Raw genomic sequence first — 16,931 nt, 5'->3', positions numbered from 1 at the left:
ATCATCCTTCAAATGTCAGTTTAATCCACCCTGGCACGCAATCAGGTTTCCCATTTTTGAAAATTATTCTCCTCGTCTTAGGAAACAGTGGAGTATACACTTTAGTCCGTGGCATAACCAATTTCAATTTTTCAATGTCTTTTATACTCTTATTAAGATAATTACCGACAGTCTTGCCTAAATATCCCGTAGCAAAACCCATTTGAATCATAATCTCATTTTCTCTTAATTCATCATTTCGTATCTTAATGTTTTTATAAAAATCTACAATTTCAGTTAAACCATATTTCGTAAAGAAAACAATCTCCTCTTCTATATATCTATTTATATCCTCCCTTATCAGCTTTTTAAACATCTTAAGTATCTGGTAATTTACAATGTTACCTTCTATTACCATAAAACTATCACATATTTTTTTATCCAGATTAAAACTGCCATATGTCTTGGTCCCCCTTTTAAAAGCCTCTATATAAACCGATAGTGCCTCTTCGCTTTTATCGTAGTTTTTATTTAGGCTAAACCATTTAACTCTATCATTACATATATTCATTATTTTAACTTCATATATATTAAGACTATCATTAGACAAAATATCACTGTCAGAAATCTTTAGATATCTGAACGGTGAATTATGTGGTTTTCCAAACACCTTTTCTTCTGCTTTATCATCTAATTTTTTGGGGTCTAATTTATATTTAGGATTATTTTTCTTTCTAATAGTATAATCTATTTGATTTTTATAATATGTACCTGCATCTTCCCAAATACTTCTTGTAATTGAAGATCTTATCGCCCCTTTTATTGAAGATCCAGGAATATAAGGCCTCCCGGCACTTTTAATTACTGGTATAATTTCTCCTTTTACATCTGTAATCCCGTTAGCTTCTAAAACTACAGAAATATATTTATCCAAATTTTCAAGCCCAATCTTTTCTTTTATTTCACTCCATCTAAAATCCTGTCGATTGAAGCTATTTATGAGATAATCAGCTCTTTTTTCGTTTTTACTAACATCCTTTACAAGCTTGTAAATATCTATATACTCAACCCTGCCGTTCCTAAAAAAGTACTCGAAATCTTTAATCCTTGTGCCGTTTCCTATATTTAACGGCGATATCACTTCCAATTCGTACCTCACTCCATCAACCCCTCTGACCAGAAAGTAAAATAGGCTTCCAATATGGAATACCATATCTTAAAACTTTATGCGTATTAAAATTATCTGGTGTTACATCAGCAATTTTACCATTATATTTTTTCTTAAATACACTGCCTTCCAAAAACATCCTTACCTTTTTCTTCTTCAGGTTTGAACTAAAAGGAGAGTATACATAACCTCCTCTTTCAGTAAGCTCATAGCTTATTAAACCGTCTTTTAAATCATCATCTTCGGACGGAAGAAACAAAGACAGAAGGAGATATTGATCAGACTCCAAATCAAAATTATCTTTTTCTTCGCAGAAATCTACACAAAATAAACCGAATCCATATGTTCTTTCGCCCCCTAATCCTTCGTCCCCCAGCAATCTGATTGCTGCCTGTATTTCTTTTTCTATACCTGTGTCATAAACGTCTAGATAAAACCATAATCCTACATTTTCACCAAACGTACAACTACTTAAATAATAAATCTCGCTACTGTGCTCAATTCTATCCAATGTCACCCTGGGCCTTTCATCAATGCTGAAAATCCTATCATAGTTCTTGGTTATCATTATAGGTCCTTTTATGTAAACCTCACTTTTGGCTTGTTTATAGCTATAATCTAACGGCACGTACCTAATTTTTTTAGCTTTCTTAAAATCTCCTACTACAGCAGATAAATCCAAATTAATCGGTTTAGGAATTAAATACTCTTCATCTATATATAAAAAAGCGGATGATAACTTAAAGGGCAGATCTTCACATAAAACTCTCTCTACGATTTCATCTGTCCTTTTCTTGCCATATAAGAGCGAATAACAGTTCAAGATACCGCTAAAGAGTGTATCTGAATGAACTATGTATTCAGTCACATTATCCATCTTCTCCTTGTACCCAAAGTGGACAGGTCCTTTAAATTTCAATTTTACTCTGTATGACTTCATTTTTTCATCCTCACTTTAACTTATTTAATGCCTCTCTTATGCAATCACAATTTTGAGTTACTATCTCTTCGTCTTTTGTACCTTCATAAAACTCCTTGCTTCTAAAAACAATTTTTAAATTTTCAAAAGCAATTCTTCCATATCCTCTACTTCCCTGCCCACCCAGGTAGTCATCTTCTAACAACTCCATGGCTTCAAGCAATTTTTTTAAATACTTTGTTCCTTCGTCATTTAACACATTTAAAATAAACTGTCCTTCAAATCGCGCTCCGGCCGGAACCCTTTCTGTTTGCCTAGGATTTGCATTGGATGTTATTCTATCTAGATTGTTCTCAAACTTTACCTCCGTCCAATCTAAATCAAGATTCTCTTTCATCTCTTTAGTAATACTTTCCTCAATCAAATAAGCATCCCTTACAATCAATCTTGTAGGGGTTATTACACTATCAATCTTTTTTGGACCGCCATTGACAAAATTATGATTTCCGTGATTCCTTCCAAAAATATTACAAACAGGACAATCCACTTTATCGCACATGTGAATTCTTATACTTTCTTCTTTGTTGTCTTTTTTCTCAACCGTAAAAACTAAATTATCTGGGTTTATAAGGCCTTCAGCATACTCCATCAACGCCCTCATTTTACCTTTTAAACTGCTGCCCGGGATATAAGGCCTTCCCTGAGCATCCTTTATAACCGAATTATCCACACCACCGATTTCAAGGCTGCTCTCAGAAGAACCTATATGTAATCCTGTCTTAGCCACTATATCAGCAGTTATTATATATTTACCCTGAAACTTTAACTCTTCCATTATTAATACACCTCCACCAAAAAATTACTCATCGCCACCAAATGCTCTGTGATAAGCAATAACAGCTTGGAAAAAGTCAATAAATCTCTTTAAATTGTCATCGTTTTTTTCTGCTATTCTAATAGCTTTTGTAAAAATATCTTTAAATTCTTTAAGTTGTTTATTAAACCTACCTGCCATATATGCGAGCATAGCCTCTAAAATTTTTAGTCTATAAATTCCATCTTCATTGTATTTAATTCTCCTTGCCTCACTATAAACCTTTCTTATTTGCGATACGCTCACATCTTTCAAAGCAAGCAATCTGCCGGTTTCTTGAGCACAGAACAAAAAAACATCACCTTTAGGATCTCTTTCTACATCAATGGCATCATTAATTTTTTCCATTATTTTGTTTTTAATTTCATTTATCTTTTCATCTAATTCTTTATTTTTTTTATCTTTTACACTTACACCATCATTTGGCATTTCTACCCCTCCCGTCATTTATTCATTTCTTGTCTCCATTTCTGCCCAACGGCACGCAAGATAAGTATGTTTATAAAGTAAATTTCCTTTTTCCAGTAATGCATCCTTAATGTTATTTATAATATCTTTTGTGTTTTTATACCTTTCATCTAATCGAGCAATGTGATAAATCAACCACCATGATTTAAACATCTCTCCATATTTTTCAGCTGTTCTTTCTTGTTCCTCAGCTTTATAAATAATATTTAACATCATTCGTGATACACCTTTTTCAAGAGCGTTAACAAACATAGATTTCACTCTGTTTAGTTTTTCGAATTCTTCCCATCCCACGTTGTAGCCTGCAAAAGATAGGCAATCCTTTTGTTTACCATTTCTTATATACATTTTCGCATTTTCCAAATGTTCCCCACAAATTAATGCTACTTTGTAAAGTGGAAATTTCCGATCTGGTGAAATATCTATAGACATTGAAATAGTTATTGCACTATTATGCCCTGTAAACTCTGTGAACTTCTCTCTTATAGTATATGCTAAATAAGGTAGCCTGTCCCAAGGACCAATAAAGAAAAAGTCATCACCACCAGCATAAATGGCTGAGCAACATTCAAATTCATCCTTAAGCAAACTCTCTAAATAAGAACCGAAAAATAATGAAAGCTCTGATGATAATGTTGATACTCTAGCTATAGACTTGTTTTCTCCAAGCCCTTCATAGAATATCCTTCCAAGGTTGTCAACATCACCTCTTATAATCCCCCATGTTTTATATCCTTTAGACCTATCAGATACCTCGTCAAAATTTATTATTTTCCCACCTTCTTCTTTCATTTCTGAAGGTATCCTTATATACCCGCAGCAATTTCTAAATTTAAATACACCTTTCTTATAAGCATAGCAAAATCCATCTCTGGGTTCTCTCGAGATTTCAATTCTAAATCCTAATGCTTTAAACACATCATCATAGGTTCTTATACTGGATTCCAAAGGTTTAATTATTTGCTCTACTATATAATTACCTTTAATCAAAGACTCACCAAGCTTTTCGAAACTAAAGCAAAAATCACATCTATCACTAATTAAAGGTCTACCACAATGTGGGCATATATCTCCATTATCTTCATAAGGTTCAAAAAACTTAAAATTATTATTGAATATCAAACTGAAATACTTCCTCTCTTTTTTTTCATTTATTTTAATACCAACTTCATCTAGCTTATCTGAAAAATTTTTAATTAAGTCTTCTATGCTTACAGGAACAGCATCGATTAAAATAGAGAGCCTTAGACCATGGGCATTAAAAAGTATCTGATCCAAAACCTCTTGATAATAATCTATTTTGTCTATAAATTTTGCAGGCATCAATAAATAAAAATGCCCTCCGCCAGAATAAATCATATTGCAAATTGGCATCTTTTCATTGATCAAAATATACTTAGCTACTAAATCCATTAAATATGATATATAAAAAGATTTACCCCTTAAGGATTTCGTTGCACCATCCATTTCTGTATCGTATACAAAATCCTGAATTCCCGAAATATCCCCTTTTACAAGACAAAATAGATCCCCTTCTCCATCTTCAAAAATGGATTGTGTAATTATCTTACTATGTATTCTCTCATATACTCTTTCACTACTTCCCTCTAACTCTCTAAAAAGACAAAATGCAATTGCTGCAGTAGTCTTTAAATGAGCCCAAAGAGAAATATCAGGCCTTGAATAATAATAGGCTGAAGGTACATTAAACGTATACTCTTCTAAAACATGATAAAACTTTAATAATTCTATCGGATCCGAAAAATTCTTAATCTTGACAAAATCCTCTATGAATCTATCCCATAATTGTTTATAACTATATGAAACATTTATGTCTATTTCAGGAGTAGGCATAACAAATTCAGACAAAGGTACTAATTTTTTATAATATGCACCCTCTGCCCCTAAACCATCTAATTTTATATCGGAAAAAATCGAAATAAGCTGTTTTGCATCTTCTTCATCATCTAACCTCTTATTATCCCTTTCAACTGCCGAGAGTTTATCTGCAATAGCAATAATATAATCCATTTTTGATATCGGTCTATGATGATTCCTAACAGCTGAAGTTACTTCATTTATTTTTACATACGTCTCGCAAAAATATGCTCCCCACTCTTGATGCCTTGGACTATAAGCCCCTTCTTCTCTATAAATTTCTCTATATACTTTCTTTACTTTTTCATTAACTTTATTATCTCCTGTTCTCTGCCAGTATTTTCCTATATCATGAAGAATAGAAGCCAAGAACAAGTTTCTCTCTTCTTCAGTAAAATTTTTGTGAATTAATCCCAACCTATTACCTCCTTTATACAAAGGCATACAAAATATCTACATATATACCATATATGTAATAATATTCTACATAAAATATTAAATTCCTGCAAAAGTATACAAAATCGAACTACCAAATTATTGTTAACACTATCTAGGTGAGTCTTTCCTGTAAGTAAATTACTCAGCGTAAACAGTTCGATACCTAGCTCTTTAAGGAAGTAAGAAGCCAAGTTATCAGATCATTTAGAAACTTTCAACGCAGCAAGCTTTAAATCCTAAAAGGCACCTTGAAATACTTTTTAGAGAAATAAAAAGCTCCCCATTTTAATGGGGAAAAATAATCACTACATTCGAAACCGACCATCTATTGCTAGTTTTTTAACCATTTTAAACAAGACTATTTGGCCCTTTCATACTGTACAGGCCATGCAACATCGGTGTGCAGGCGACCTGCCGACTGCAATACCCAGTAGGGATTTCTCAGCAGCTCTCTCCCAAGTGCCACCATATCCGCCCTTTTATTGGAAACTATCTCCTCTGCCATTTCAGGTGTGGTTATAAGCCCTACTGCTACAGTCTTTATTTTGCATCTGGATTTTATCTCTTGAGCGTATTTAATCTGATAGCCGGGGTAAACATCGATATGAGCGCTTAACAGCCCTCCGCTGCTCACATCAATTGCATCTACTCTATCTTTAATGTGGTTTACAATGTCTACCATCATATCTATGTTTATGCCACCTGGTATATAATCATCAGCCGAGACTCGTACAAACAAAGGCTTGTTATCAGGCCAATATTTTCTAACTTCATCTATTATTTCATTTAAAAATCTCACGCGGTTTTCAAGGCTACCGCCGTACTGGTCCGTCCGCTTGTTAGAAAGAGGTGATAAAAATTCGTGAATCAGGTATCCGTGAGCCGCGTGGATTTCCACGATATCATAGCCTGCCTCATCAGCCCTTCTAGCAGCCATGCCAAAAGACGTGACAATGCAGCGAATGTCGTCAACGGATAGCTCTCTCGGCATCTTATAATTTTCACCGGCCTTTATGGGGCTTGGTGCCACCACATCTTCAGTAATTACCTCGCACTTGCGACCTGCATGGGCCAGCTGTATACCCATTGCAGCTCCGTAGCTTTTACATAGGGATACTATTTTCTTTAACCCATCTATATGTGCATCGTCCCATATACCCAAATCACGATCAGTAATCCTGCCTCTGCTCTCTACCGCCGTGGCCTCTTGCATTATAAGACCTACACCGCCTACGGCCCTTGTGGCGTAATGAACCAGATGCCAATCATTAGGCATACCGTCGGCGGACGCAGAATACATGCACATGGGTGACATCATTACCCTGTTTTTCATAAGTACGTCCTTTATTTTGATAGGTGTATACAATAGGCTCATCATATCATCTCCTATAAGCTTCTTTCTGAGCATACTCTAAGTATTATTCTATAACATATTATCTCAAAAATAAAGGGCTCCATCATCTTCAAAGACAAGGACATATGAGCGCGAAAAAGCGGTTATTATTTAATAACCGCTTTAAAATGCCACATCAAGCTCTTAAAGTCCCCATTTAAATGAGGAAGTCTTAGCCCTGCGTACATAAGCTCATCCCCACCGTAAACTCGTCCCGAGCCCTGCAATTCATAATTGAAATCCGGGTTTAATCCCTTCAAATAAATCCTGCCAAGGGGCTCATTGACACCTGCCAGTACCCTGAAGTAGTACAGTATAAACTCCCTTTTATCTTCAGTTATAATCAACCACGCGGCTTCATTGCCCTCAAAGGGGCTTATCAGTCGATAAAAATCGCCAAACTGGACAATCCTCCTGATCTCTTTATATCTTCTAACCTGCTCCTTAACTACTTCTTTTTCTTCGTCGCTTAACTTGGTCAAGTCCAGCTCGTATCCCAAATTAGCAGACATAGCCACATCCCCACGGATCTGTATAGATGTCAACCTTCCTACCTGATGATTGGGAACCGCAGAAACGTGGGCACCCATGGATATAAGGGGATAAACTATGCTGGTCCCGTATTGAATCTTAAGCCTCTCTACGGCATCTGTATTGTCGCTGGTCCAGGTCTGAGGCATGTAGTAGAGCATACCAGGGTCAAAGCGACCACCGCCACCTGCACAGCTTTCAAACAGTATATCGGGAAATGCTGAGGTTATCTCCTCCAGAATTCTATATAGACCCAATATATACCTGTGAGCTGTTTCTCTTTGCCTCCCAGGAGGCAGCAACGCCGATCCTATCTCCGTCATGTTCCTGTTCATATCCCACTTAACATAGCTTATGTTGGCACTTCTTAAAACATCAGACACGGCTTTTATAACATAGTCGCACACGTCATCCCTGGATAGGTCTAAAACCAGCTGGTTTCTGGCCTGGCTCCTCGTCCTATCGGGGACATGGATGCACCAATCGGGATGGCGCCTGTAAAGCTCGCTGTCAGGAGAGATCATTTCAGGCTCAAACCACAGCCCAAATTTCATTCCCTTTTCATTAGCGTATTTTGCGATGCCCTCCAGACCATTGGGAAGCTTATCTCTGTTGACAAACCAATCGCCTAAGGAACTATCGTCAGAGTTTCTTTTTCCAAACCAACCGTCATCCAGTACAAACAGTTCAATGCCTAGCTCGCTGGCTGTTTTGGCAATCTCCTTGAGCTTTTCTTCATTAAAGTTAAAATAAGTCGCTTCCCAGTTGTTGATAAGTATCGGCCTTTCTCTATCCCTGTATTTTCCTCTTGCCAATCTGGTCCTGTATAATTTGTGATACGTCTGGGACATCTTATTGAGGCCGCTGTCAGAGTAAACCATTACAACCTCAGGGGTCTGAAATCTTTCGCCGGGCTTTAAAAGCCAGGTAAAATCAAAAGGATTTATGCCCATGGAAACCCTCGCGACACTATAGGGGTCCACTTCTACCTGCGCCAAGAAGCTGCCGCTGTATACCAGGCTAAAGCCGTATACGTCGCCGCTAAATTCATCGGCGTTTTTTCTCATAAGCGCTATAAAAGGGTTTTGCTGATGGCTGCTGGCTCCCCTTGTGCTGTCTATAGACTGGATCCCTTTTGCCAGAGGCCTTCTTATCACATGCCTCTCCCTTGCCCATGCACCTGATAACTGGAGCATATCAAAGTCATCGTCTTTGAAGTCTACGCTCATGCTGAGGGCTCGCAGCAGCTTTAAATCCTGAGTCCCCACGTTTTCAAATCGGGCTGACCTTGTGATAACGTCAAAATCCTCAAAAACGGTATACAAAAGAACTACTTTCAAGCCCGCTACCCTATCGTATAGTGAAATCTCCAGCGTTTCTGCCTCATCGTCATTTTCCACGTATGTAGCAGGCAATCCCTCTAATTTAGGCTTACCCCTGTAAATCCTGTGGGATTGATACCTTAAATCGGTTATCGTCGAGCCGTTTTCCAGCTGAACCTGATAAGCGGGGCTCCTATAGTCCGAATTACCGTAAGCGGGATATTCTTGCCGCAGCGTATCCAGGGAAAAATCCTTATCGCCTTCTATGGGATTGGGCGAAAAAGGCCTGTCCACCACCTTTAATTGGTCTTCCAGATTCACACTTCTAACCTTTTTCCCAAAATACACATGGCAAAGGTAATCGTACTTGTTTACCCAAATTATGTAGCTTGTGTCCTTAGCGTTAAGGTAAAACGCCCTATTTTCACTGTCATAATATATACCCATTTTTCGGGCAGAGCCCATTCCCTCCTTTGATAATTATCTCTTACCTACAACGGTATATCCATTGAAATTATATCTTAATACGCTGCGTTTGGGAAGCTTTAATATTTCATTGACATGTCAAGTTTATTCATTTTATTGCACTCTCTACCATGCCTTGAATAAAATATTTTTGCAAGAACAAGTATAAAAATACAACAGGCAAAACCGCTGTAATCGAAGCAGCTGCTACCGTAAAATAATTTTGTCTGTTAACTCTTTAAACCTGTAGTAGAAATACCTGATATAAACTGTTTCTGAAATATTACAAATATCAATAACATTGGCCATATCGCTATCATAGAGCCTGCCATTAATTGAGGAAAATTAGTAGAATATTGACCCTGAAGCGAAGCCAGACCGGCTGATAACGGCATTTTATCAACAGACATATTTACTACCAAAGGCCACATTAAATCTCTCCAAGCAAACAATGCTGTAAATATTCCAACCGCTATCAATCCAGATTTTGTTAGCGGCAGCATAACACTCCAAAATATTTGCCATCTGTTACATCCATCTAATATTGCTGCTTCTTCCAGTTCATTAGGCAATCCCATAAAAAACTGTCGTAAAAGAAACGTTCCAAAAGCACTTACTATACCAGGTATCACCAACGCTGTAACAGTATTTAATAATCCTAATTTTGAAACTAAAAGATATTGAGGAACTATAAATATCTGTGATGGTACCATCATCTGGATAAGTACTATCATAAAAAGATAATCTCTTCCTGGGAACTTAATTCTTGCAAAAGCATAAGCTGCCATAGCACTAAAAAAAACCGAACCAACTATCCTAAACATTATCATTAATGCTGTATTTAAATAAAACTTTCCAAATGGCAATAATTTGACAACTTCTGAATAGTTATTCCATTTGAATTGATGTGGTATTATAGTTGGTGGTACAGTTGTAGATTCTGCAAGAGTTTTAAACGAAGTTAAAAACATCCATAAAAATGGGATTATCATTAATATCGCTCCGATTATTAACACAAAATGAATAATTATATTACTAGTTTTTAATTTTTTATTCATGATCTATACCTCCTACATTATTGATAATATACCCATTTTTTCTGTAATTTAAGTTGTATTAAAGTAATAATCATAATAATTATAAATAAAAACACTACTATAGTTGAACCGTAACTTTTATCATACATAATAAATGAATATTTATAAAATAAATACACTAAAGATTGAGTAGTGCTCAGAGCCACACTTGTCCTATCAATCATCATAAATATATAGTCAAATACCTGCAACGCACCTATTACTGAAGTAACTACTACAAAAAACAGAGTTGGTGATACCAAAGGTAACGTTATAGAAAAAAATTTTCTAAAAGGATCTGCTCCATCAATTTCAGCCGCCTCATAATAAGTTATTGGTATTTCTTGTAAACCAGCAAGCAAGATTACCATATTATATCCAAGACTACTCCATATTCCAACAATAATTATTGAAATTAAAGCAATTCTTGGGTCGGTAAGCCAATTAATTTTGTGTATGCTCATTAAAGAAAGAAAATAATTAAACAATCCAAAATCTGAATTGTACAACCATCTCCAAACCATAGCGATAGCGGCAGGAGCAGAAATAACTGGTAAAAAATAGATAGTACGATAAATCGTTTTTCCTTTTATATTTGAGTTTAACAAAACCGCAACAATTAATGAAAGGAATACACCTGCTGGAACAGAAATTATTGCATATTCAAGAGTATTCAAAGTAGCCCGCATAACTTCATGATCCAAAAATAAGCGCTTGTAATTTTCTAAACCTACAAATTGATTATGTCCAAAATCACCTGACTTAGTTAAACTCAAATATATTGTTTGAAGTATCGGCCAAACATTTAGAATTATCAAGCCTATTATTGTAGGTGCTATCATTAAATAAGCCCAAAGGTAATCTTCCCATTTTCTCCTTCCTCTTTTAAGCTTAAATTCGTTCATTTTCCATCCTTCTCCTTCTATTGTTTCTTCCATCATTGTATATTTCATGTAGATTTATTAGTTTATGTTAAGAACCAAGTCCAAACTGCTTAAGCATTAACACAGCAGAACTTGGTTCTTTAATTTATATCATTTTTCAGTAGCTAAAAGGGCATTAACTTGTTGTGCAAGCTGATTGCATCCCTCATCTACCGAAAGTTGTTTCATCCAAACTTTCTTTAATATATCATTTTCAATTTGTTGCCACTTTGAAGCAGTCTTCGAGTGTGGCATTAGAACACCGTAACTTAACATCTCCGGATAAACTTTCACATTAAAGTTTTTAAAATGATCTATCCAGCCTTGCTGAGTCCCTTCATATGCAGGTATTGCTGAGCCGTATTTAGCTTGAATCATATTTGCTTCTTGTGTACCTAAAAATTCGAGAAATTTCCAACTCTGCTCTGGGTATTTTGTTTTAGCGGAAATAACGTTTCCCAAACCATTATATATAGTTGCCCTTTGTTTTCCTTTTGGTATAACTGCAACATCACAATTCTTTTTTACATAGCTATTTGCGTCAAATTCACTTACCATCCAAGAACCGAATAATCCCATAGCAGCTTTTCCTGCTTCAAAATACTGCGCAAAACTTGTCTGTGCAAACTGATCTTGAGTTGGTGAAACATGATACTTGGTACTTAAATCCACATCCCATTGTATTGCCTCTTTAGTAGCCGGGAGACTCCACCCTGATGTTTTTCCATCAGGAGATATTACATATCCACCATTTTGATATATAAAATTGTAATATCCTTGCTGAGCATCTTCTGGAGCTACAAAACCATAAACACCCTTGTTTGGATTAGTTAATTTCCGAGCAACTTCTAAGAGTTTATTCCAATCCCAACTATCATCTGGATAAGGTATCTTGGCAGCATCAAACATAGTTTTGTTATACCATAAAGCAATTGTATCATAATCCTTTGGTATCGCATAATTCTTTCCATCAAACGTATATAAATCTACTAATCCTTTAGGAAATTTGTTCATATCTAAAAGTTTACTTGACTTTATTCTACTTGTTATATCCATTAACATACCATTTGAAGCATACTTCACAAAATTATTTGAATGCATCCAAAAAACATCCGGTAGAGATCCTCCTGTAGCAGCTGCATCCATTTTAGTCCAATATTGATCCCAAGGTGTAACTTCAACCTTAACGGTAATATTAGGATATTTCTTATGAAATACGTCTGCTATGGCCTTCATTCCAGGTTCTTGATTCTTATCCCAAATTGCATATGTAATAGTTACAGTGCCAGATGAAGAAGTCGAACTGCTGTTAACACTTCTACCACCACATCCTGGTAGAACAATAGTAATTACAGCCAAGCTAATTACTAATGCAATTACTTTTTTTAAATTTCCCCCCATTTTTCATACCCCTCTCAACTTTTATTTAATTAATTTCTCAACGTCTATTACCCGTAATAACCTGTTTTAAGGTCTTGAGATAGTGCTATCACCTGCAATTATAGTATTATTAATATCACCAATTTCAGGCGGCTTAGGATAGTAAATTTCTGTATCTGTTACAAGAACACCTCCCCTTGCTGCTTAAATATAATCCTTATTTTAACATTCTCAAGTAAATACTTTAATACATTAACTAATCACTCCCTATTAAACGTCATTTCTAACAAATATCACACCATATCTTATTAAATTTATTTTATCTTTTTTAAACTCTTTAATAAACTTTCTGATTACTATAATATCTCTTTGTAAAAACATTTTCAAAGTCCAAATTCAGCCAAATTAGCCGAATATTCTCCGTTTTTTTTTTTTTCAGAATATTGCTCACGTTTTCTCACTTTCTCTCTGTTTTTCCCCTATATGCGTTTAAAATGTCTTTATTAGATCATGTCAATATTTTTTGAAAATGTCACTTAATAGGTTAATTGTAAAATTAAATGCGACACCAAAAAATAGTTGAACCATAGCATGAAACCCGATATGATGTTGGTTGGTAAAAAACTAACACATACGGAGGGTTTCAGCTATGGTTCTTACTCAAGAGTATACCACATTACCTCGTACTTTTAAACACCTTACACCTTATGAAAGAGGTAAAATTTGCGCTCTTTTAAAAGAAGGGTTCTCACCATCTCAAATCGCTAAAAAACTTGGCCGCCATCGCAGCACCATTTACCGCGAAATAAAACGTGGCACCACAACTCAACGCCGCACAGATCTAACTACATATGAAGCATACTTCCCTGAAACCGGCCAGGCGGTATATGAGAAGAACCGCTCTTTCTGTGGCCGAAAAAGTAAGATCCTCCAAGTTGAATCCTTCCTCCAATATGCTGAGCAAAAGATACTTCAAGACAAATGGTCCCCTGATGCTGTTGTAGGAGCTGCTCGCCGAGAAAAACTCTTTGACCCTTCGTCCATGGTTTGCACCAAAACCCTATACAACTATATCGACCGCTGCTTGCTTAAAGTCCGCAATATAGACCTTTTCATAAAAACCAGACGTAAACCGAAGAAGAATTCTTTGAGAAAACACAAGCGCCTTTTCGGCAAGAGTATTAGCGAGCGGCCTGATAGCATTGAAAAGCGCGAGGAGTTCGGCCATTGGGAAATCGACACTGTTCTGGGAAGACGCTCTAATGATCATGTTCTGCTGACCCTAACAGAAAGGAAAACTCGTTATCATCTGCTCCTCCCATTGGCAAGCAAAACTGCTGAGGCAGTGGATGAAGCGTTAAAGCGGCTAAAAAGCCAGTATGGTCTTATGTTTTCTCGGGTGTTTAAGAGCATCACTGCGGATAACGGTAGTGAGTTTGCCAATTTAAACGTCCATGGGATTGATATTTACTATGCTCACCCCTATTCCGCCTGGGAACGAGCCACTAATGAGCGGCACAATGGTCTAGTCAGGCGGTTGATTCCTAAGGGAACAGCTATCAGTGAATTGTCGCTTTCACAAATTGAGCGGGCGCAGAATTGGTGTAATACCTTGCCCAGAAAAATCCTTGGTTACCGCCAGCCAGCAGAGCTCTTTTTCAGGGAAATAGAACGGCTAACTTCTGAGTTTCAAAATTCATGATTTCGAAATCCAACATCATTCGGGTTTCCAAAAAATGTGTCGCATTTAATATTGCAATTTAAGAATGTCACTTAATAAAACAAAAACTTAGGGGACTTTGCCCCTATGCCCATTGTTGTCAAGGCTTTTCACGGCATAAGTGGTTTCCTTCCTGCAATAGAGGTCTGACAACGTGGGAATGGGGATCATGCACTGAACTTAAATGTCAAGCCACTTTCTTGTATTTACCGAGAAATATCTCACAGAGCATCTCAAGTATGTCTCGGTCGTTGTCTTCAAACGTAACTCGTAATAGACTTCCGTTTCTTTGGAGCACTATCCGCAACCTTCTTAGGCTTAATAAATAATTCCGTTTCATAGACCACCCCCTTGTATTTCACCCGTACTCCTGATATACTACTTATGAATACGTTTATAGTTGCTTTGGGTGGAATGGAAGGTTGGTTCTCTTTTGGCTCAATTTTGAACTGTTTACCGTAGAATGAGAATACGCCGCTTCTATCCACCTTTCTTTTTTGCTTGATACAGAATATACAGTCGAGATCTAACTCGTCAGGAAGTGGGCGAAAAGCAGATCCAGCTCCTTTAGGTTCCACAGAGAACAACTTATTGAATTCAGGAATGTAATTTTTTAAAAACTCACTAGCTTCGTCTATGGTAGATATTGATGCAATCTTAAATTCCACTGGCAGGCGTGATTGAAGAGTACCCCAAGGCCTTTCCACACGGCCTTTAGCTTGATTTTAGTCGTATAAAGACCGAGAATTTCACCGGTAGCATCGTCTATAGCACCGTGGAGGGCATGGTTTTGCCTGCTCCTCTACAGCAGGAGCGGCTTCCTTTTACTTAAATTTAATAACCAGCCTGATCATACTTATGATGGAAAATACCAATTCAACTTATTTGCACGATGTGTCACTCTTGACTTAGCAATTTATCAAGCAATTTTATGCTTTTATTCCAGATCATTTCCAATTCTTTGATGTCCGGTTCAGCCTTGTCCCAATTTGTACCATAATTTTGATAAAATGTATATAACAATTCTAGTTGTAACCATCTTCCTTCAAAAACCGCGGAAAGAATTCCGGCTAAACGGTTTACCATATATTTGTTTAAGGTTTTCATATCGTCTTGCGTCAATTTTCCATCAGCATGCATTTCTTCAACCGGTCCATTTCTAAAAGCATAATGTGTCAATGCTTTTGCAATTCCATCAATATTTTCATATCTTAAAAGTCTGGCTTTAGATTCTTCATTTAATTTGTTAAAAAGCTCACTATTTTGTGAAGCCAAATCATCGATTATTTTTTTCCTCAAGCGTGATATTATATTTTTTACGTTTAAATCGGGGACTTTACCTTTTGTGACTCCATAAAGTTCTGCAATATTTCTATCTGTTAAGCCTTGTTTATAATATAAATCTTTAAGCGTTTCTTCTATAATGTTTTTCCATTGATCCATATCGTGTTCCTCCTTTTCTGTTTAATCACCAGTATCACGCACTATACAAACCTTATAACGGTAGAAATATACTGTTTGGAACTAACATTTATTTAGAGTACGGACAGCTGTCTATTTTGTTCTTGAATCGTATTCAACTGCGACATAGTTGTTTAGTATTTGTGCTGAACTAATCACGGAAAGCTCTACAATTTGCCGATACGAATTAATGCTCATGCCCTCCAAAAACTCATAAGAAAAACAGACTTCTGGCAATAATTTTTTCATAGCATGATGCCACATAAAATATTTTTCTTTAATTTGACTGTATGACTCTATATGCACCTTATACAAAATAGAATACCCTTTACCCCGCCATCCATATGGTAAAGAATCCATCATTTCGTTTGTAAACGCTGAAAGCCATATGGCGGCACTATCTTTTATGTTATCTTGTGCTTCTGCCAAAATCTCTAAAGTATGCAATGTGCCTTTGTTTAAGCATGGTCCGAAATACAAAAACTCTATCGGTCTGGTTGTAACGTATTCAATCCGTTTCTTGTAATTGTTTATGTGAATCCAATCATAACCATGAATATAAATATTGGCATCCTTAAAATTTACGTAAATTTTTTCTATTTTTAAAGGTATTAGCAGTTTAGGCTCATAAATAGATGCACATTCTTTCCAATAAGTCCAAATATTTTCCCAAGTGATTTCCTTAACTTCATCGTATTCTTTTATCATATAATACCTCCTATTTGTTATGGCAGAACTATACCTTCATGCAACGTGACATACTCTCTCCGCTGGAGCAGAGAGCATCCCATTTCCTCTAGCGGATGCTTCTACCATTAAAGCTATGGTCTGCACAGCAATTCCTCCACTTTGCTTAGATTATAGCAGAGATTGGAAAGATGTTCAATGCCCATTCATCGTTTAAATCATTGCGCATCTGCCTTTCATATGTTATAA

14 protein-coding genes are annotated in these 16,931 nt (G+C 36.4%); 1 reads left to right on the top strand and 13 read right to left on the bottom strand.

The annotated features are described in order from the left end of the window. Position 1 precedes the first annotated feature (1 nt). From csm5 to CALPO_RS0110715, 10 genes are all read right to left on the bottom strand, one after another. Positions 2 to 1,138, bottom strand: coding sequence for a type III-A CRISPR-associated RAMP protein Csm5 (gene csm5, locus CALPO_RS0110760; RefSeq protein ID WP_026487327.1), 1,137 nt, complete (start codon positions 1,136 to 1,138; stop codon positions 2 to 4). A 4-nt stretch (positions 1,139 to 1,142) separates the two neighbouring features. After that, on the bottom strand, positions 1,143 to 2,087 hold the full coding sequence (csm4, locus tag CALPO_RS0110755) for a type III-A CRISPR-associated RAMP protein Csm4 (protein WP_026487326.1): 945 nt from the start codon (positions 2,085 to 2,087) through the stop codon (positions 1,143 to 1,145). A gap of 10 nt (positions 2,088 to 2,097) precedes the next feature. After that, a complete protein-coding gene (csm3, locus tag CALPO_RS0110750; RefSeq protein ID WP_026487325.1) occupies positions 2,098 to 2,901 on the bottom strand; it encodes a type III-A CRISPR-associated RAMP protein Csm3 in 804 nt (267 codons plus the stop codon). Between the two features lie 24 nt (positions 2,902 to 2,925). Further along, the gene (gene csm2 / locus CALPO_RS0110745; RefSeq protein ID WP_051585968.1) at positions 2,926 to 3,369 is read right to left on the bottom strand and encodes a type III-A CRISPR-associated protein Csm2; all 444 of its coding nucleotides are present in this window, start codon (positions 3,367 to 3,369) and stop codon (positions 2,926 to 2,928) included. 18 nt (positions 3,370 to 3,387) lie between these two features. Beyond that, the gene (gene cas10, locus CALPO_RS0110740; RefSeq protein ID WP_026487323.1) at positions 3,388 to 5,703 is read right to left on the bottom strand and encodes a type III-A CRISPR-associated protein Cas10/Csm1; all 2,316 of its coding nucleotides are present in this window, start codon (positions 5,701 to 5,703) and stop codon (positions 3,388 to 3,390) included. A gap of 379 nt (positions 5,704 to 6,082) precedes the next feature. Continuing rightward, positions 6,083 to 7,099: an NADPH dehydrogenase NamA gene (namA, locus tag CALPO_RS0110735; RefSeq protein ID WP_026487322.1), complete on the bottom strand. Its 1,017-nt coding sequence runs from the start codon at positions 7,097 to 7,099 to the stop codon at positions 6,083 to 6,085. A 125-nt stretch (positions 7,100 to 7,224) separates the two neighbouring features. Next, a complete protein-coding gene (locus CALPO_RS0110730; protein WP_456059078.1) occupies positions 7,225 to 9,435 on the bottom strand; it encodes an alpha-galactosidase in 2,211 nt (736 codons plus the stop codon). 230 nt (positions 9,436 to 9,665) lie between these two features. After that, entirely contained in the window at positions 9,666 to 10,493 is an 828-nt protein-coding gene (locus CALPO_RS0110725; protein ID WP_026487320.1) for a carbohydrate ABC transporter permease, read from the bottom strand. A gap of 17 nt (positions 10,494 to 10,510) precedes the next feature. Next, the gene (locus CALPO_RS0110720) at positions 10,511 to 11,416 is read right to left on the bottom strand and encodes a carbohydrate ABC transporter permease (protein ID WP_026487319.1); all 906 of its coding nucleotides are present in this window, start codon (positions 11,414 to 11,416) and stop codon (positions 10,511 to 10,513) included. Positions 11,417 to 11,545: 129 nt separating this feature from the next. Further along, positions 11,546 to 12,835 carry an ABC transporter substrate-binding protein gene (locus CALPO_RS0110715; protein WP_026487318.1) on the bottom strand — a complete coding sequence of 430 codons (1,290 nt, stop codon included), beginning with the start codon at positions 12,833 to 12,835 and terminating at the stop codon, positions 11,546 to 11,548. A gap of 628 nt (positions 12,836 to 13,463) precedes the next feature. Between CALPO_RS0110715 and CALPO_RS0110705 the strand changes: the two genes are divergently transcribed. After that, positions 13,464 to 14,516 (top strand): IS30 family transposase, encoded by a 1,053-nt coding sequence (locus tag CALPO_RS0110705; protein WP_026487317.1) that lies wholly within the window; start codon positions 13,464 to 13,466, stop codon positions 14,514 to 14,516. Between the two features lie 275 nt (positions 14,517 to 14,791). Here the strand turns inward: CALPO_RS0110705 and CALPO_RS0110700 are convergent, their stop codons facing one another. The 3 genes from CALPO_RS0110700 to CALPO_RS0110690 form a co-directional block, all read right to left on the bottom strand. Continuing rightward, positions 14,792 to 15,202: a hypothetical protein gene (locus tag CALPO_RS0110700; protein ID WP_026487316.1), complete on the bottom strand. Its 411-nt coding sequence runs from the start codon at positions 15,200 to 15,202 to the stop codon at positions 14,792 to 14,794. Positions 15,203 to 15,431: 229 nt separating this feature from the next. After that, complete coding sequence (locus tag CALPO_RS13820) at positions 15,432 to 15,977, bottom strand: hypothetical protein (protein ID WP_051585966.1); 546 nt, start codon at positions 15,975 to 15,977, stop codon at positions 15,432 to 15,434. Between the two features lie 111 nt (positions 15,978 to 16,088). Beyond that, positions 16,089 to 16,703, bottom strand: a complete 615-nt coding sequence (locus CALPO_RS0110690) for a hypothetical protein (RefSeq protein ID WP_026487315.1) — start codon at positions 16,701 to 16,703, stop codon at positions 16,089 to 16,091. Positions 16,704 to 16,931 lie beyond the last annotated feature (228 nt).

Origin of the sequence: Caldanaerobius polysaccharolyticus DSM 13641 (genome assembly GCF_000427425.1) — a bacterium.
Lineage (GTDB): Bacteria > Bacillota > Thermoanaerobacteria > Thermoanaerobacterales > Caldanaerobiaceae > Caldanaerobius > Caldanaerobius polysaccharolyticus.
Note: the sequence above shows the minus strand (reverse complement) of the source record. Positions and strands in the feature narration are given on the sequence as shown.